Origin of the sequence: Anabaena sp. 90 (assembly GCF_000312705.1) — a bacterium.
Lineage (GTDB): Bacteria > Cyanobacteriota > Cyanobacteriia > Cyanobacteriales > Nostocaceae > Dolichospermum > Dolichospermum lemmermannii.
Genome location: NC_019427.1, coordinates 1 through 18792, shown reverse-complemented (window position 1 = coordinate 18792; position 18792 = coordinate 1). Strand labels below are relative to the sequence as shown.

Annotated in this window: 19 protein-coding genes; 8 read left to right on the top strand and 11 right to left on the bottom strand. The window is 34.3% G+C overall.

The features are described from left to right. The first annotated feature begins 428 nt into the window (after positions 1-428). The gene (locus tag ANA_RS00095; RefSeq protein WP_015077997.1) at positions 429-1811 is read left to right on the top strand and encodes a response regulator; all 1383 of its coding nucleotides are present in this window, start codon (positions 429-431) and stop codon (positions 1809-1811) included. A gap of 658 nt (positions 1812-2469) precedes the next feature. Then, complete coding sequence (locus ANA_RS00090; RefSeq protein ID WP_041458157.1) at positions 2470-6237, top strand: class I SAM-dependent DNA methyltransferase; 3768 nt, start codon at positions 2470-2472, stop codon at positions 6235-6237. A gap of 88 nt (positions 6238-6325) precedes the next feature. Here ANA_RS00090 and ANA_RS00085 read toward each other — a convergent pair whose 3' ends face one another. The 3 genes from ANA_RS00085 to ANA_RS00075 form a co-directional block, all read right to left on the bottom strand. Next, positions 6326-6646 carry a hypothetical protein gene (locus tag ANA_RS00085; protein WP_015077995.1) on the bottom strand — a complete coding sequence of 107 codons (321 nt, stop codon included), beginning with the start codon at positions 6644-6646 and terminating at the stop codon, positions 6326-6328. Positions 6647-6729: 83 nt separating this feature from the next. Continuing rightward, a complete protein-coding gene (locus ANA_RS00080; RefSeq protein WP_041457470.1) occupies positions 6730-6993 on the bottom strand; it encodes a hypothetical protein in 264 nt (87 codons plus the stop codon). Between the two features lie 234 nt (positions 6994-7227). Then, positions 7228-8823, bottom strand: coding sequence for a mechanosensitive ion channel family protein (locus ANA_RS00075; protein ID WP_041458156.1), 1596 nt, complete (start codon positions 8821-8823; stop codon positions 7228-7230). Between the two features lie 442 nt (positions 8824-9265). Here ANA_RS00075 and ahcY point away from each other — a divergent pair, with 442 nt between their 5' ends. Then, positions 9266-10543: an adenosylhomocysteinase gene (ahcY, locus tag ANA_RS00070; RefSeq protein ID WP_015077992.1), complete on the top strand. Its 1278-nt coding sequence runs from the start codon at positions 9266-9268 to the stop codon at positions 10541-10543. A 67-nt stretch (positions 10544-10610) separates the two neighbouring features. Here the strand turns inward: ahcY and ANA_RS00065 are convergent, their stop codons facing one another. Next, positions 10611-11705 (bottom strand): hypothetical protein, encoded by a 1095-nt coding sequence (locus ANA_RS00065; RefSeq protein WP_015077991.1) that lies wholly within the window; start codon positions 11703-11705, stop codon positions 10611-10613. 20 nt (positions 11706-11725) lie between these two features. Further along, a complete protein-coding gene (locus tag ANA_RS00060; RefSeq protein ID WP_015077990.1) occupies positions 11726-13228 on the bottom strand; it encodes a DNA methyltransferase in 1503 nt (500 codons plus the stop codon). 331 nt (positions 13229-13559) lie between these two features. On the opposite strand from ANA_RS00060, the gene ANA_RS00055 reads away from it, so the two are divergent. The 5 genes from ANA_RS00055 to ANA_RS28420 are packed head-to-tail and all read left to right on the top strand — an operon-like array spanning position 13560 to position 14916. Then, a complete protein-coding gene (locus tag ANA_RS00055; protein WP_015077989.1) occupies positions 13560-13814 on the top strand; it encodes a type II toxin-antitoxin system HicA family toxin in 255 nt (84 codons plus the stop codon). Continuing rightward, positions 13814-14035 (top strand): type II toxin-antitoxin system HicB family antitoxin, encoded by a 222-nt coding sequence (locus tag ANA_RS00050; protein ID WP_015077988.1) that lies wholly within the window; start codon positions 13814-13816, stop codon positions 14033-14035. The genes ANA_RS00055 and ANA_RS00050 overlap by 1 nt, the downstream gene beginning before the upstream one ends. A gap of 12 nt (positions 14036-14047) precedes the next feature. Next, complete coding sequence (locus ANA_RS00045; RefSeq protein ID WP_015077987.1) at positions 14048-14380, top strand: XisI protein; 333 nt, start codon at positions 14048-14050, stop codon at positions 14378-14380. 32 nt (positions 14381-14412) lie between these two features. Continuing rightward, positions 14413-14706, top strand: a complete 294-nt coding sequence (locus tag ANA_RS28425; protein WP_371260365.1) for a hypothetical protein — start codon at positions 14413-14415, stop codon at positions 14704-14706. 3 nt (positions 14707-14709) lie between these two features. Further along, positions 14710-14916, top strand: coding sequence for a XisI protein (locus ANA_RS28420; protein ID WP_371260416.1), 207 nt, complete (start codon positions 14710-14712; stop codon positions 14914-14916). A gap of 46 nt (positions 14917-14962) precedes the next feature. On the opposite strand, the gene ANA_RS00030 is transcribed toward ANA_RS28420, so the two are convergent. The 6 genes from ANA_RS00030 to dnaA form a co-directional block, all read right to left on the bottom strand. Then, positions 14963-15385 carry an HNH endonuclease gene (locus ANA_RS00030; RefSeq protein ID WP_015077986.1) on the bottom strand — a complete coding sequence of 141 codons (423 nt, stop codon included), beginning with the start codon at positions 15383-15385 and terminating at the stop codon, positions 14963-14965. A gap of 5 nt (positions 15386-15390) precedes the next feature. Continuing rightward, a complete protein-coding gene (locus ANA_RS00025; protein ID WP_015077985.1) occupies positions 15391-15705 on the bottom strand; it encodes a hypothetical protein in 315 nt (104 codons plus the stop codon). Between the two features lie 93 nt (positions 15706-15798). Then, positions 15799-16161 (bottom strand): hypothetical protein, encoded by a 363-nt coding sequence (locus ANA_RS00020; RefSeq protein ID WP_015077984.1) that lies wholly within the window; start codon positions 16159-16161, stop codon positions 15799-15801. Beyond that, entirely contained in the window at positions 16158-16475 is a 318-nt protein-coding gene (locus ANA_RS00015) for a hypothetical protein (RefSeq protein ID WP_015077983.1), read from the bottom strand. Before ANA_RS00015 ends, ANA_RS00020 begins: the two co-directional genes overlap by 4 nt. 67 nt (positions 16476-16542) lie before the next feature. Then, positions 16543-16992 carry a nucleoside deaminase gene (locus ANA_RS00010; RefSeq protein WP_015077982.1) on the bottom strand — a complete coding sequence of 150 codons (450 nt, stop codon included), beginning with the start codon at positions 16990-16992 and terminating at the stop codon, positions 16543-16545. Between the two features lie 285 nt (positions 16993-17277). Then, on the bottom strand, positions 17278-18654 hold the full coding sequence (dnaA, locus tag ANA_RS00005; RefSeq protein ID WP_015077981.1) for a chromosomal replication initiator protein DnaA: 1377 nt from the start codon (positions 18652-18654) through the stop codon (positions 17278-17280). Positions 18655-18792: the final 138 nt, after the last annotated feature.

The following is an 18792-nucleotide window of genomic DNA, read 5'->3' as shown; positions in this document are numbered from 1 at the left end:
TTTACCTCCATAAATTTTTAAAGATTCTATGTGAGATTTCGTCTGTCTTCAGGTAAATAAATTCATTATTTTTAAATCCCCAAACAGGACGAATATCATTCTGACGGTTGATGAATTTAAATTATCCGAAATATCTCAGCATTCTCCCTCGGATTACTATGTGATTTATCAAAATCAAATAGCTGAAAGATCTGACAAGCAGGAGATTTATATCTAAGCAAATGCTCAAGAATTAGCACAAAAAACCACAAAACTTGTTACATTCAAGATCGCTAGGTAGGAGAATTTTTAGAAAATGTTTTTCGTTGATATTCATAATTTAATAACTTGTGATCATGACTATATTTTCCAGTGATATCATATTACAGCCTGATATTTAATCTTTTCCCATACTATATTGATGTATCCGCCCAAAAAATTGTAAAAATATGAAAAATACTGGCACATTTACCAAACTACCTCCCGCGGGTTTATTAAGACAATTAAGCAATTGTTATGAAACTACCTGTTTACAAGCATTTAGTAACTCTGTATCTTGGTTGATATATATAGAACAAGGAAAAATTATCTATGCGACTCATTCCGTAGAACCTTTTGATAGATTAGAACGACAAATGCGTCGTCTCCATCAACAAATCCCGCTCGTAGATAATGAAGTGCGTGTACAAATGCGCTTGGTGTTTGAAGCTGAAGATCATGATCATTTCCCAAACCAACCTCCAGAATACGAAGCGATTAACTGGCTTGTCACTGAACAACATCTTCTGCCTACTCAAGCAACATTACTTATTCAAGAATTAGTCAAAGAGGTAATTGAATGGTTTATCCTCATTAAAACAGGCACTTATGAATTAGCAGAACCAATCCATGATTTGACAAAAATTTGTCAGTTAGATATCAATACTATCATCGAAGAATGTCAAAATCAGTTACAAAATTGGCGATATCTTGGTAGATATATCTCTTCTCCCTATCAGCGTCCATATTTGTTAGTTAGTAGCAAATTTCAGGATAAAAGATTACCACCACTAAAAGAGAATATCACTAATTGGATGAAGGGTTTTAGCTTACGTCATCTAGCGATTATCATGAATCAGGATGAATTGCAACTAGCTTTAAGTTTATACCCCTATATTGTCAAGGGTTCGATAGTATTACATGAACCAGATCCTCCATTTGATAAATTACCAAAAACAAATGGCAGTCTATTACCATTTTCTGAAGATAGCACAGAATCGGTGAAGGAAAAATTATTTATTTCCGATGTAGCACTAAGCAAAGATCCTCCTCCAGAAACTTTAATTATTTCTGAAAATAATGTTGCGGTTGAACAGCTAGTAACAGACATTGCTGATTTACCTCCAGATGATTTACAACCCGAAACTGTTGATAGTAACATAGATGCTGATTCCCAAAAAGTAAAAGTCAATCCGAGAACTACACAAAAGACTTACAAAATTATCTCTGTAGATGATAGTCCCACAATTCTCAAGGAAATTAGCCGTTATTTAGAAGATGAGAATTTTACTTTGGTGACTATTAATGAACCAGTAAAAGCAGTTATGTCAATTATTCGACATAAGCCGGATCTGATTTTACTGGATTTAAATATGGCAGGAATTGATGGTTATGAACTATGTCGCATTATCCGCAATAATTCCCTGTTTAAAAATATTCCCATTATTTTTGTGACTAGCAATAAGGGAATTATAGATAAGGTAAAAGCGAGATTTGTCGGTGCTTCGGGATATTTAACTAAACCTTTTACTCGCGCTGAATTGCTAAAAATGATTTTTATGCACTTGGCATAATGATAGCAAAGTAGGGGTTTAGCATTGCGCTTTACCCTGACTTGATTTTGAATTTAAATTTTGTGCTTCCTTGTCTCAACCAAAGCAACCAACCGTTATTTGAGAAGTATAAGTTTTTTAAATGAACATTTTTGGAAAATTGGTAAAGTTGATGTTTATTGAGAATATCTCTCTCTATTCTCAAGATTATTGAGAATGTTGTCAATAAGTTAACGGAAATAGGTTTTTACAGGATTGATTAATACCCCTTGACTTTTTGTGCTACTATTATAGATAGAATCGGCTAATGCTATGTTTAATTTTTGGGCTTAACTAAAAGCCTGTATGGGGTTGGGTATCCTTGCGTCAACCCAACATGATCAAAACTATCAAATATTATGTGGAGTTCTCTTAGTCATTTAGAGATTTCGATATCTTGTCTACAGCCCAGACAGTAGTGCCAAGTACCTTTTTTGAAACGAACCACAGAGGCACGGAGGACACGGAGAGAAGAAATATTGGTACATTAGAGGTTGTTTGAAAAATAATTACTTAAAATTCCTATTTTTATCCTGCTCATCCTTTAATCGGTGGACATCCTGATATGGCTTGCGCCACGCTTCGCTATCAGACAGTTTCCTTGCGTCAACCCAACCTACAATATAAACATTTAAGAAAAATGAATTTACATAAAATGCAACCCAGAGAATCATTAAATAAAGCCTTTCTCAAGGTTAAACCCAATAGAAATGATATTGAGCATTTTAAAAAGAATCTGCAAAGTCTCATTGAGGAAATTAATGAAGTTGAATCTGAAGAGTTTCATAAAAATCTGATTGGTGATTTTTTAAAGAACACATATTATAGCACAAATCATTTCATTAATACTAAGGGACGCAATGATTTTGTTATTCATAATGGTAAAGATGCTAAAAGTAGTGTTGGTGTAATTCTGGAAGCTAAAAAACCTACCAATAAAGGTGAAATGCTGAAAGTTGATAATTTGAATACTAAAGCTTTTCAAGAATTGGTTTTATATTTTCTGCGGGAACGTCTGATAGAGAAAAATATAGAAGTTAAATATTTAATAGTTACTAATATTTATGAATGGTTTATTTTTGATGCAAATAGTTTTGATAAAGCATTTATTGAAAATAAAACCTTGGTTAAGCAATTTACAGATTTTGCAGAGGGAAGATTAACAAGTAAAAAAACGGATTTCTTTTATAAGGAAATTGCTCAACCTGCTATTGCAGAAATTCAAGAACAAATTCCTTTTACATATTTTGATATTCGAGAATGTCAGGAATATTTACAACCTGGTGAAAATCCCGATGATCATAAATTAATCCCACTGTTTAAGTTGTTTTCACCATCACATTTATTAAAATTACCTTTTGCTAATGATAGTAATACTCTTGATAAAGGATTTTACAGCGAATTATTACATATTATCGGGTTAACTGAAACTAAGGAAGGTGGTAAAAAACTCATTCAACGCAAAAAGGAAAATGAGAGAAATCCAGGTTCACTAATTGAAAATGCAATTGTCCAACTTGATAGTTTAGATAAAATTTCTCGCATAGAAAAGCCAGAACGATTTGGAGAAACTTATCAAGAACAACTTTTCAACGTTGGTTTAGCATTAGCAATTACTTGGGTAAATAGAATCCTGTTTCTGAAACTATTAGAAGCGCAATTAATCAAATATCATAAAAATGATCTGTCTTTCGGATTCTTGAATTTAGAGAAAGTCCAAAATTATCATGATCTTAACAGTCTTTTCTTCAGCGTATTAGCTCGCAAACAAAACGAAAGAAACGAAACTGTAAAAAAGATATTTTCTCATGTTCCTTATTTAAATAGTTCTTTATTTGAACATACAGATATTGAACAATCAAGTCCAAGTATTTTTATTCAGAATCTTAGAAATGAGAAACTAGAAATTTTTCCCGCGACTGTCTTAAAAGACAACAACGGAAAAAAACGCATTGGTGAAATTAATGCTTTAGAATATCTCTTTGAATTTCTCAATGCTTATGATTTTAGTAGTGAAAGCGGGGAAGAAATTCAAGAAGAGAATAAAAGGTTAATTAATGCGTCTGTACTGGGTTTGATTTTTGAGAAAATTAACGGTTATAAAGATGGTTCTTTCTTTACTCCCGGTTTTATTACTATGTATATGTGTCGGGAAACAATTAGAAAAGCAGTTATACAGAAGTTTAATGAAGTTAAAGGTTGGAATTGTGAAAATATTGATGATTTATATGAAAAGATAGAAGATAAAAAAGAAGCTAATAGAATTATCAATAGTTTGAAAATATGTGATCCTGCTGTGGGTTCAGGACATTTTTTAGTTTCGGCTTTGAATGAAATTATTGCGATTAAAAGCGAATTGAAGATTTTACTTGATAGGGAAGGTAAAAGATTAAAAGAGTATGATATTGAAGTTGTCAATGATGAATTGATTGTGATTGATGATGAAAAGTTATTATTTGATTACAATCCTAAAAGCAAGGAAAGTCAACGAGTTCAAGAAACTCTATTTCATGAAAAACAAACGATTATTGAAAACTGTTTATTTGGTGTGGATATAAATCCCAACTCTGTGAAAATATGTCGGTTGCGGTTATGGATTGAACTTTTAAAAAATGCTTATTATAAGACCTCACCCCTAACCCCTCTCCTGGGAGGAGAGGGGAATATAGGAGAATTGGAGACTTTACCCAATATTGATATTAATATTAAATGTGGTAATTCTTTAATTAGTCGGTTTTCTTTAGATGCTGATTTGCGAACTGCTTTAAATAGAAATAAATGCAGTATGGAAACTTATAGAAATGCTGTTCAAACTTACCGCAATGCTGAAAATAAAGAGCAAAAGCGGGAAATGGAAAGATTGATTAATGATATTAAAGGTAATTTTAAAACAACATTACAAGCAAGTGATCCAAATAAAACTAAGTTCAGAAAGTTAGAGGGTGAACTTTTTAATTTAGAGAATCAAATTTTGTTATTTGAGGAGACGAAAGCTGAGAAAAAGACGCGGGAGAAAAAAATCGCTAAGTTAAATAATGAGATTGATAAGTTACGGGTTGAGATTGAGGATATAGAAGGTGGTAAAATATATGAAAATGCTCTAGAATGGCGTTTTGAGTTTCCTGAAGTTTTGAATAATGAGGGTGTTTTTGTCGGTTTTGATGTCGTAATTGGTAATCCTCCTTATATCAGACAAGAAGAAATTAAGGAATTGAAGCCAATTTTGCAGCAGAATTATCAATGCTATACAGGAACTGCTGATATATTTGTTTATTTCTATGAAATAGGTTTAAAGTTATTAAAATCGAAAGGTCATTTAACTTATATCTCTTCTAATAAATATTTTCGAGCAGGTTATGGTGAAAAATTACGTCACTTTTTAACAAATTCAACAACCATTTACAATCTAATTGATTTTGGTGATTTCCCAGTTTTTGAAGAAGCGATTGCTTATCCTAGTATTATCATATTAAGCAAGGTTAAATCAGACGTAAACCAAATACAGGCTTTGTCATGGAATGCAATAAAAAAACAAAATATTGCCGAATTTGTGACTGTATTAAAAGAGGATAGTTTGATAATTTTGCAGGGAAATTTAAAATCTGATGGTTGGCGGTTAGAATCTTCTCAAATCTTAAACTTATTAACGAAATTGCAAAATTCTGGGACAGCATTAGGAGAGTATGTTAATGGTAAATTTTATCGTGGTATTTTGACAGGTTTTAATGAGGCTTTCGTTGTAGATAGAGAAACACGAGATAGACTAATTGTTGAACATCCTTCTTCTGCTGAAGTTATCAAGCCTTTGTTGCGTGGCCGTGATGTTAAAAGATGGTGTGTTGAGTATCAAGATTTATGGCTAATTTTCACCAGAAGAGGAATTGATATTCAAAAATATCCAGCAATTGAGAATTATTTAAGCCAATACAAAAAACAGCTTACACCTGGTACTGGTAGAAAAGCAGGTACTTATAAATGGTATGAAATCCAGGATAATATTGCTTACTGGCAAGAATTTGAGCAACCTAAGATTATTTATCCAAATATCTGTAAGCGTAATGAATTTGCATGGGATGAATCAGGCTATTACGCCAATCAAAAAGCATTTATTATTCCTACAAATGATAAAGTTTTACTAGCAATTCTTAACTCTAGTGTAGTGACGTTCTTATTTCATCATCTACTCTCAAAATTACAGGGTGATTTCTATGAACCAAGCTCGATATTCATGAAAGATTTCCCTATTCCCCCTGCTACGGAATCACAGCGTAAAGCTATAGAAAACCTTATACAAAAATGTCTTGCTGCTAAAGGTAAAGATGTTAAAAATATTGAAACAGAAATAGATCAGCTAGTTTATCAACTTTACGAACTAACAGCAGAAGAGATTAAAATTATAGAAGGGTAAATACCACAAATCCCAGATCCCCGACTTCTTTAAGAAGTCGGGGATCTAAAAGCAGAAATATAAACACTCATGCTACTTGCTGCTGATTTTATAAAATATTTAATGTGTATCTAGCTCTAGTTTTAATAATATTTAATTGGTCAACTTGTGCTAATAATTTATCTAAAGTTTCAGTTTCAACCTTTGATAATTGATTTTGAGAATTTTTAATTAATAACTCCTGTAATTGCGTCTGAGTTTTAGGAAATAAAGAACTTTCTGCTAAAGCTTGTAACTCATCTATACTTAAACCAATCAATAATTCAGAATCTACAGATAAGTTAGTTAGTTGTTGATAGGTTTCTAAATTTAACAGCACTCCAACCTTTTCTCCCTGTGCGTTAGTGATATATTGAACTGATTCAGACATGGCTTTACAGTCAAATTTGATAGTTTTATTGTAACTTATGATTGAATTCCAGATCCCCGACTTCTCGAAGAAGTCGGAGATATCTACGCTGCTTCTCTCAATGGGGTGGGTACAGACACTTCTGGAAACGGTAGAGAAAGCTGTTCTGGTGATGGTATTGGCGCTTCCTGTAATACCGTGACTTCAATATTTACACTGACTAAATAACTACCTGTATCTGCACCTACGGCTTCAGAAATTATTTTAGCTATATCTGGACGTTTTGCGGTTAAAGGATCACGGATAATACAACGATCCCATTCATGTTTGGCAGTTGGGTTAAGATTGAGAATATAATGCTTCATCATAGGTGTAGTCCTTAAAATCCTTATTCCATAAGTCTTTCCAGGTTTGAAGACTATTTCCATAGTATAGTACAAATTTACTAATATGGCAAGAGAATCATCAAAAATTGCCTTTAATAAGAAAAGCTACTTTACATAGAAATATACAAAAACGCAAAGACGTTCCATAAAACGCCTCTACGATTTTCTTGATGGAGATGAAAGAAGGTAATGTGACTAAAAGAACTTAATGAAAACTCAGTCCTGAGAACTCAATAACTGCACCTCATTAATCCAATTTGCTTGTTGCGGTACGGGAATATAAATTCCGGCTGCGTCTAAGGTGATTTTTAGGCGACGACGATATTCTCGCGCTACATTCCATTGTTTAAGCGGTTGGGTTTTGATCCAGACACGAATCATCACACCGCGATCGCTAAAATGCTCAACACCCAAAACATTTGGCTTTTCCAGAATTTGATGTTTCCATGCGGGATCTTGACTCATCTCCAAACCCACATCTTTAATTAACTTCAAAGCCTCATCTACATCCGCTTGATAAGAAACCGGAATACTTAAATCAGCCCGTGACCAACGACTAGAAAGATTAGCCACAATCTTCACCTCACTATTGGGGATAGTAATTAAGCGTCCTTCCGAATCTCGAACTTGAGTCATTCGCAGATTCAACTTTTCCACCAAACCGCCCACAGTACCCACAGTAATCATATCACCCAGGGCATATTGGTCTTCAAAAATAATCAGAAAGCCGTTAATTGCGTCTTTGATTAAGTTTTGGGAAGCGAGGGATATAGCCACACCGACTAAACCAGCACCAGCTAACAGCGGAACGATATCTATCCCCAAAGATATCAAAGCTAGTAAGCTACCTGCACCCACAAAAATAATCGTAGTGATACTTTTAGTTACGCCGGAAAATGTGGATATTCTCAACTGCAAACGTTCGGATGTTTCTGGAGTTAATAAAGCCCCACCACTCACTATGGTTGAGGTAAAATGATCTATTAAGGCATAGGTAAACCGCACAGCTACATAAGTTCCCACCGCGACAATAGTTAATTTAATGGGAATTTGGGCAATGGTGAGAATCCCAATTTGGAAGGCGCGTGTGTAGGGAAATAGTCCTAAAATAATTAAACTACCACTGCCCCAAATCCCTGCTTGTGCTATTTGAAAAAGTCTAGTTTTGACTTCTTGAAGATGCTGCTGTTGTTGTTGATTTAATAGTTTGGTAATTGGTGCAGTATCTTTGGAAATAGCCGGGATAGAATCGGCTGCATTCTTGCTTAAACGCTTTTGCCAACGCCTGACACCCCAACTGATGATGATCATTGCCAGTGTCCCCACAGCAGCAATTTCACCTTGCTGAATTAAAAACCGAGTTTGTCGTTCTTGCTTGGCTTGTTGCAGGTGTTGTTTTAAGTCATCACTAATTTGATTTGCTAATGTTAACGGGTTTGCCTGTCCAACATCTTCGTAGGTAATGGTCATCAGGTATTGGTCATTAACAAAAATCGTCGGTAATCCTTTAACTGTGCGATTCTGCACTTTAACTTCTGTTGCAGATGCCTGTAAATAATTATGGGTGATATCCTGTAAATTCTGTTGAATGTTTTGAAAACGTTCGGGAAATTTGGTTTTTGAGGCAGTGATGCTAAATAAAGGACGACCATCTAAATTAATCCAGCCAGATACCATCTTATCATCTACCTTATTGCTTGAACTACTGGGAGTGGGCAGAAAAGGTAAAGGAGAAAACTGGGCTGTGGCTTTGGTGACAGAACCGATGGTAATTACCATTGTCCCTGCTACCGCTAAAAATCGAAGTATCACTAAAACACCTCCTTGTGTGATTGAAGGCTTCCACACCCGTCCGGAACTTAAGTTCCGGGCTAATAGCTAAAGTAAACTAAAGTTTACTAAGTAATTTTTGGTTTCTTTAGTCATCTTGAGATGACTTTTGCTATCAGACTGGGAATTAATTCCCAGTTGGGTTATCGGTTTTACCTGAAGTTGACACCAATGGGAATAGGGGAATAATTAATATCCTGTCGCCTATGTCCTAAGTCGTTGCTATATTCTTACCAGAGAATGATGAAAAAAGAAAAAGCCCGATCTAGTGTTAACACGGCTCATATCAGAGGTGAAGCTAGTTCACAGGACTTTTTGAATAGCTGATTACTAATTCTCAGAAAATATGGCTAGTAATGAGAAAACCTTGTTAAAGTACGTAAAGGCTTATAAACCTGTTTCATTTTTTTAAAGGATAATTTTCATGATTGCAACCACTCCCAGATTAAAGCACGAGGTTAAAGACCTCGGCCTAGCTCCCTTGGGAAGACAACGCATTGAATGGGCTGGCAGAGAAATGCCCGTATTGAAGCAAATCCGCGATCGCTTCGAGAAAGAAAAGCCCTTTGCTGGATTGCGTATTTCAGCTTGCGCCCACGTTACCACAGAAACAGCACATTTAGCGATCGCTCTTAAAGCCGGTGGTGCTGATGCAGTTTTAATTGCGAGTAACCCCTTATCAACTCAAGATGACGTAGCTGCAAGTCTTGTAGCTGATCATGAAATTTCCGTATTTGCTCAAAAAGGCGAAGATGCCGCTACCTATAGCCGTCACGTCCAAATAGCTTTAGATCACCGCCCCAACATCATTGTTGATGACGGTAGCGACGTGGTAGCAGAATTGGTTCAACATCGTCAAAACCAAATCGCTGATTTAATTGGTAGCACCGAAGAAACCACTACAGGTATCGTGCGGTTACGCGCCATGTTTAACGAAGGCGTTCTTACATTCCCTGCGATGAACGTCAACGACGCAGACACCAAGCACTTCTTTGATAACCGCTATGGTACTGGTCAATCTACCTTAGATGGGATTATCCGCGCTACAAATATTTTGTTAGCTGGTAAAACTGTTGTCGTTGTCGGTTATGGCTGGTGTGGTAAGGGTACAGCCCTCCGCGCCCGTGGCATGGGTGCAAACGTCATCGTCACCGAAATTGACCACATCAAGGCAATTGAAGCCGTTATGGACGGTTTCCGTGTGCTACCAATGGCGGAAGCAGCACCTCACGGTGATATCTTCATTACTGTGACTGGTAACAAGCACGTCGTTCGCGGTGAACACTTCGATGTGATGAAAGACGGTGCGATCGTTTGTAACTCTGGTCACTTTGATTTGGAACTTGATTTGAAATACTTAGCCGCTAATGCTAAGGAAATCAAGGATGTCCGTCCTTTCACAGAAGAGTATAAATTGACAAATGGTAAATCCGTAGTTGTCCTCGGACAAGGACGTTTGATTAATTTGGCTGCGGCTGAAGGACACCCCAGCGCAGTTATGGATATGAGTTTTGCTAACCAAGCTTTGGCTGTTGAATACCTGGTGAAGAATAAGGGTAGTTTAGCTGCTGGTTTGCATTCTATTCCTAGAGATGTGGATGAAGAAATTGCTCGTTTGAAGTTGCAAGCTATGGGCATTTTCATTGATAGTTTGACAGCCGAGCAAATTGACTATACCAATTCTTGGCAGTCTGGAACGTAAGTCATTAATTAGTTGATTTTTTGGGGATAGGCGTTTTGCTTATCCCTTTTTTTATAATTTATTGGTGTTACTTTAGTACAAATAAAACATCAGCATAGCTTTGGTATTGATTGTTATTGAAAGACCAATTTAATAACAGTTTATCCTTATTAAAAGAGCGTGTATTTAGATATTCATCAATTTTATTTTTTAACAAAGTATAATCTCTTTTTAGCTTCCAACTATCTTCTAAAGAATTAGTATCCACAAGAACCAAAAATAACCTATTACTTGCATCAAATCTTTGAGAACCTTGATTTTCATACAACCAGCGCAAAAGTTCACGTGGTTGTTTTAATGTGTTATTGATAATATCTCTTCTAATTTTCACAAAATTATCATAAAAATCTTTTACATCCTGCTGGGAACTTTCAGCAAAAGCTGTAATCAAATCAATCAATAGTTCATCATCAGGACGATTTTGATCAAAAGGAAGATTAAATATTTTGGCTGTCTTCTTTAACTCTGATAATTCCTTAATTGTTAGTTTTCTGTTCCTTCTCTCATTTTCCATAAAACCTTTTGGAAAATAAGTTACCTTGAGATCAAAAGGTATATCATCAATAAAAAAATCAACTTGTTTAATTAGCCCCACAGTTGGTAAAACACGCTCATGGTCTTTAAAAATATCCTCAATAATAATTGATGTCCAATTATTATACCAAGAACACAGAACAAAACCTTTTAAACTATGTAAAATTTCATTTTTTACTTTTTCTATTAAATTATCATAATTAGTAATCTTTTTTATGTAGTTATCAACTAGATACTTATTAATATCATTTTGATGGATACCACCCCAGTCAAAAACTCTTAGTTTATATAATTCTGCTAGTAAATCTTGCTCATGTATGCGACGTTCTTCTCTTTGTATTTCATATATTTGATTAATAGAATCATGAATAGTTTCTAAAGAAATATTAGACTTAAAAAGTGTTTCAAGGTACTGCTTTACTCCTAAATTATCTGAAGATATTTGTGCTTTTTGAAATAAATGCAAGTAATAATCTTTTCGAGCCAAAGAACGTAATTTTAAAAAATATAATCCTTCAGGAGATGATGTTAATTCAAAAAATTTATTTTCATCATAAAGCCGAGAAAGTTGAGAAAACGTATAACTCATTTTTTTTTTCAGATTTCAGATTATTTTGAGTGAATATCAGGTATTTCTTTAGACCAGTTAGGTAATTTTTCTAACAACATCAATTTTATATTATCTTCATTTCCAGGTTTTTGATAGATTAAAACGAAATCATTTTTTAAACCTCCCTTTCTGCTATCTTGAATTACTGAATTAGCTGAATAATTCATAGGAAATAATCCACGAAATTGTAATTGATTATCAGATGGTATTACCTCTTTTAAAAACTGCCAACTATCAGCATCTCTCGCATTGAAAAATAGAGCTAATATTCCACCAGGTTTCAGGATACGAGTAGCAGTTTGCATAAATTCCGTCATTTCATTCACATAATTGTTTTTATTCTTCCCTCGACTACGAGCATTAGAAACTACAATTTCTTGAGAAAAATCCGGCTCTTTATCTATTAAACAATTCCACATTTCACTCAATTCTAAGTATGGAATCCTATCACTATGTGGCGGATCAGTTAATATCAAAGAAATAGTTTCATCAGGGCAATTATTAAGAACTTTTCGATTATCACCTTGAAAAATTGCTACATCTGCTTTATTGTTAATAACATCTGTTAATTTTTTAGATACACAATAACCTTTTTTAAATTCATCTTCTTGAATAGATTTTAGTAAACTATTGGCACGTTTAATAAAACAATTCCACACATTAATTTCAAAATGTAGTGTTGGTCGCCAATATCCTATCACCCAACTACCAACTTCTATTTTATTTGTTGGTTCAGATTTTGTTTTACCTCTTCCTGTAATTGCAAAAACCATCTTAGACATTTGACCAGAAGCAGCAGTTAATGATAGCAATAATGCAGATTTGATAGAATCTGGTTGTTTGTGAATTGCATTAAGTAACAAATCTATATTATGTAATGCACGACCAGTAAATAAATCTTTTAGTGTTAAAGTATCATTTGTATTTATACGGCTATTTTGAAATAACTTAATTGGTCGAGGTATTTTAGGTTCGTATCCCTCAAATTGTTTAAATGCTTGATAGTCATAATTAGTTGGTATCCTTTTATCACTTTCATTTCTTCTTGGCGATAAATGCCAAACTGAATTTAGTTCATTTTCATGCCATAAATAGTGAGTTGCAAATTTTCCATCTTCTAGTAAGTAAGTTTTATATATTTCTGATTTAACACTTATTTCTAATTCATCAAGGGCTTTTTTTAAAATATCTGGATTTGGTAAATTTACTAATAAATTCGATAATTCTACAGCTACAGGATTAATGTCAATACCTATGAATCGTCTTTCCCTAATTACTGCTTCACGAGCAACTAAACCTGATCCTAAAAATGGATCTAAAACAATATCACCTTTTTCTGTTAAGTTTTCAATTAAAAATGCTAAACATTCAATTGGTTTTTTACCCCAATATTTATGAAAAGCAGCTAATCCTTTATAGCCTTTTGGTAATACTATTGTTTCAGGATTTGTTTTTGTCAATTCTAATTCAAATAGACTTAATTGTTTAACAATAGATTTCATTATTTATGTAATCAAGATTATGTTTTATTGAAAGACACGGATGATTTTATACAAAATAGATTATAACATAAGTCCTTAAATTATCGGTTGTTAATAAAATTTAACAAAAAGTCTTTATAACTAGGCGAATATAATTCACATCTACACAGACACATAGCATCCGAAAAAAGTGGATAAAGAGTAGATGTAGGTTGACATGACAAAAACCAACATCTTTATAAGATTATTGCGTTTGGTTGCGCTTTGCTTAAACCAACCTACGAATTATTACTGGGTAAAGAATAATGAAAGTAGGATAGAAGTTAATATAAAACAATGATAAAATAAAGTAATGTCGAAAAAACGTAAATTACTGGAGAAAGTTCTTTCAGGATCTAAAAATCTTCAATTCGATGATTTGGTGACATTAGTTGAAGCCTTTGGTTTTTCCTTATCACGTATCAACGGTAGTCATCACATTTTTACTCATCCAACTATCCCTGAACTTATTAACTTACAAAATCGCAATGGTAAAGCTATTCCTTATCAAATTCGGCAATTTTTGATTTTGATTGAAAAATATTCCTTAACTATGGAGAATGAATAATGAAACACTATCACATTAATATTTTCTACAGTCAAGAAGATGAAGGTTATATTGCTGATATTCCTGATTTAAAATATTGTTCAGGATTTGGTTTAACTGAAGAAGAAGCACTACAAGAAGTTCTCAAAGCTAAAACTGCTTGGTTAGAAGCTGCGGAAATAGAAGGTAAACCCATTCCCGAACCAAGATATAAACCTGTAATTTATCAAATAGCTTCATAACTTTATAGTCTTATGGAAACATTAAATTATCGAGAAATAGTTAAAAATTTCATCCAAAAATATGCACAGGAAGAATGTGTAGAAGATTCAGAAAATCTCGAAATTGTTTTTGATACAGAAAGGGATGTTTATTTATTATTGGTTACAGGATGGAAGGATGAAAAAAGAATTTATTGGTTTCCCATTCATATTAGTATTAAAAATGGTAAAATCTGGATTGAAAGGGATTTTACGGAAGAAGGAATTCCTCATCAATTAGTAGAGTTAGGTGTTCCGAAAACAGATATTGTTTTAGGTTTTAGATCACCTTATGTCAGACAGTTTACAGGTTTTGCATCGGTTTAGATTTTTTGCGTCTTTACATAAAATAAAAAATCTTGATCATTGCTATACTAGAAGCATTCCTAAATCATCATCTCATGCTAACCGTAACCATTGATGAAATCCAGAAAAACTTCACTAGCTATCTTCACCAAGTAGCAGCAGGAGAAAGCATTATTATCATTGAAGCAGGTAAAGCGATCGCAGAAATTAAACCAGTTCCCAATATTATGGAAAAATTAGATTACCCTGAATTAGTACAACAAGTGTTAGCAACACATACAGACGGTCATTGCTCTGAAGGAACAGAAATCGAGTTAATATTTGATATTCAAAGAAATCGCTATTGAGTAATTCATATAGGTTGGGAAGGTGAAAATAGAACCTATGGTACAATGATTCATGTAGATATTAAAGATGGAAAAATCTGGATTCAGAGAGATTTAACTGAGGAAGGGGTAGCTAATGAATTGGTAGAATTAGGAGTACCAAAAAGCGATATAGTTTTAGCTTTTAGAGCGCCTCATATCAGACAATTTACTGATTTTGCACAAGATTAAAACTTTGCGTCTTTGCATGACACAAAAACCCCAAAAATCCCCATCATTAATCATTAGGAGGATGCCAACTTAAACTAATCCAAATAGCCCTAGCTTGGACAACATCTTCATTATTTAATCGTAAAGCTAAAACTGTCGCTCTGCCAATAGCAGTTATCCCAATAATATGAGTACCACCATTTGCCCATTGAAAATGATCTAACCATCTTTGTAGACGAGGATTAAACAAAGATATAGATTCATTCTTTACAGGATCATTAGCTGTTATTTTCGCTCCTTTAAACTCATTACAACGATAACAACAAGCAGCTAAATTTTCTCGCTCATCATTTCCCCCCAATGAACTAGGCAAAATATGATCCATAACTAAAGGCATACCTGTTAACCGGCTAGAAGTGCGACAATATTCACATCTATAACCAGCCTCATTAATAACTTGTTGACGAAGAGATTTAGAAATAGATGACACTGGTATTATACTAATTGCTCAAAATCTGGAAGAGAAAACCCTTGCCACTTTAAAAGTGCATAGGCATAAGCTTTTTTTAACATTAAATAATCAGCACTCACCCGCAACGATTTCAACAATAACCTATCAGATTCACTTAATTGATTATTTTGATTTTTTTCTAACAGTTGAAAATGTAATTCTTGCTGACTTTCTGGAATTTGACTTTGAGCAATAGTTAATAATTCCTCAATTGTTAATTCTTGCATAGCAATTAATTCCCCTTGTAATTCCAGAGGTGCATAATCAATAGCAGGAGGAGCATTAATTTGAGTAGGCATAATTTATCCTGGTATTTGACCTATATATATTTTATAACACTTCTCTTTCTTTGCGTCTCTGCTCCTTTGCGACTTTGCGCGAAATAAAAATATTCAACCCAAAGTTAAAATATTCTCTGGAAAATCCACCACCAAACGCAACAACTTTAACCACTCAGAACCCAATAAAATCTCATTAATGCCTTTGCCCACATTCACAGGAATTTGATACTGCTTTCCATCTAATATCACTTGACCTAAATAAATCTGAAATTTTGATTCACCTTTAGCAGTCCGTAACATTTCCTCCCCACTATACAACCATTCTAAACCATCTAAATCTTGTGTATTAATAGCCATAAAACCTGCAAAACCACTATCGAATAGGGCATCTACAGCAAGATTCAAGCCATCATTAGTAACTAATTCAATCTCAAAAAATAATTGCCCATTTTCTCCAAAGTAACCCTCTATCATATTGTGCCAGTTGTCCCCGTTTCATTCAAACAAAAAACGAAGTGTCTAGCTTGAGGATATTTTTCCAACATTCTTTTATGAGATTGCATTCTATCCTGATCAAGAAAGTATTCTCCACTATTTGGTTCTATGGCAATATACCAACCATAGTGACTTTCGATATATTCAGAACGGACACGCTCAAAAATTGCCCGACAACGTTGATAAAATATTTCATCTTCCGCTTCTCGTCTAGCTAATTCTTCTGGTGCTATAATCAATTCCGGAAAAATTCTTCCTCTTCTTACCACTTTTTTTGATGTGATGTGAGTCATATTTTTAACTTGAACTCTATTTATTATTTTAACTTGAATTATGCTTGTATGTACAGACTGATTACCGTTATTCAACCAACAACGAATCGCAACCAATATCTTCATCCCAAAGTTCCGGGTTAGTCGTAATAAAATCACTCATCATTTGTTCACATTCATCTAAATTTAAATCCACTACTTCCACACCATGAGATACCATAAACTCCTTCGCACCCGAAAAAGTCTTTGATTCTCCAGCAATAACTTTTTTAATGCCAAATTGCACCACAGCACCAGCACACAAATAACAAGGCATTAATGTAGAGTAAAGTATTGTACCTCTGTAGTTACCAATTCTCCCTGCATTGCGGAGGCAATCAATTTCCGCATGAGTCACAGGATCACCGTCTTGCACGCGCTTATTGTGTCCGCGGCCGACAATTTTACCATCCTTAACCAGCACAGAACCAATGGGAATTCCCCCTTCTTGTCTACCTTGTTGAGCTTCCAAAATTGCCGCATCCATAAATTCGTCCATTTGTCAATGCTCCTGATCTAAAAAGATAAGTATTATTGATGCTTCCCTGTGGAAAAACTGTGGAAAACCCATCCTCAATTTTTACAAAATAATGATCCTCCATGAAACTCATAAATAATAAATTAAAGTTTTCCACAGCTTTTCGGTAAAAAATTGGATTTTTACCGCAATTTTAAATAAAAATTAATCATTTATTATATTTTTCTTAAAATTCGGACTGAATAAGAGAGATTTGAATTTGATAAATTAGTTTCTTGGTTGTGGAAAACATCCAGAAAATTAATTCTATTTTAGGGAACGAGTCGCCATTTGAATGCGATCGCTCAATTGGTGTAAAGTTTGAACTAAACTCTGATCACTTTCTTGTAACTGGGTAATCTTTTCACAACTATACATCACCGTCGTATGATCTTTACCACCAAACTCCTCCCCTATTTTGGGTAAACTCAAATTTGTAAGTTGTCGCATTAAATACATTCCGATTTGTCTAGCCCAACTAATTTCCCGACGACGGGAATTACTTTTTAAGTCCTCAATAGAAACATTTAAAGCATCAGCGACTATATTTAAGATTATCTCTGGAGTTGTGGCTATTTTCTGGCTAGGAGTTCCGAGAATGGGAGCAAGATTTTCCACAGTCATAGGTAAACCCCAAATAGAAATATAAGCCAAAGCCCGAATTAATGCCCCTTCCAACTCACGGATATTAGAAGTACAATTAGAAGCAATATATTCAACTACCTCCCGTGGTAAACGAATATTTTCATATTCAGCTTTTTTCTGCAAAATCGCCATTCTGGTTTCTAAATCAGGGGTTTGAATATCCGCAATTAGCCCCATAGAAAACCGGGAACACAACCGTTCTTGTAAACTGGGAATTTGATTAGGAGGACGATCTGAAGCAATTACAACTTGCTTACCTGCCTCATGTAAAGTATTAAAAGTATGAAAAAATTCCTCTTGAGTATATTCCTTCCCCTCCAAAAATTGAATATCATCAACTAACAACATATCAGCAGCCCGATAATGTTCGCGGAAAGTTTGCATACTATCTTGACGAATAGCAGTAATTAAATCATTTGTAAACTGCTCCGTAGACACATAAAATATCTTAGAATTAGGACAGATTTCCCAGCGATAATTACCAATAGCTTGCATTAAGTGAGTTTTCCCCAAACCCACACCACCACATAAAAATAACGGATTAAATTCCCTCCCCGGATATTCGGCTACAGCTAAAGAAGCAGCATGAGCCATGCGATTGTTAGCGCCGACCACAAACCGCGGAAAAACATATTTAGAATTTAAATCTGAAGTCTTTTGCGTATTTATCGGAGCATTTGCCAAAATATGATTTATTGCTGGTAATTTCCCCCCTAGTTCCTGTTTACCCAAATGAGAAACTTCCTCATCTTCAACTACAGTAATATAAATTTCGATGGGATAACCCACAATATCTTGGACTACATTAGCAATAGTATGAATGTAATATTTTTGCAGCCAATTGCGAGCAAAAGGATTAGGAGCATATATTACCAAACAGTTGTTTTCTAGCTGCTGTGCTTTAGCTGTCTTAATCCAAGTTTCAAAGGTAGGAGGAGCTAACTCTAACTGTAAACGCTCTAATACATGATTCCACAAACCATCTATGGGAATTTCCATTAACGCCACCTTTATCCGTAATTCCTAATTCCTAATTTGTAATCACATACAATAAGATCCCCAACTTCTGATTTCAATTCATAATTTATTTACAAGCCAAAAAAGAAGTCGGGAATCTGAACTACTCTAAAGATACAT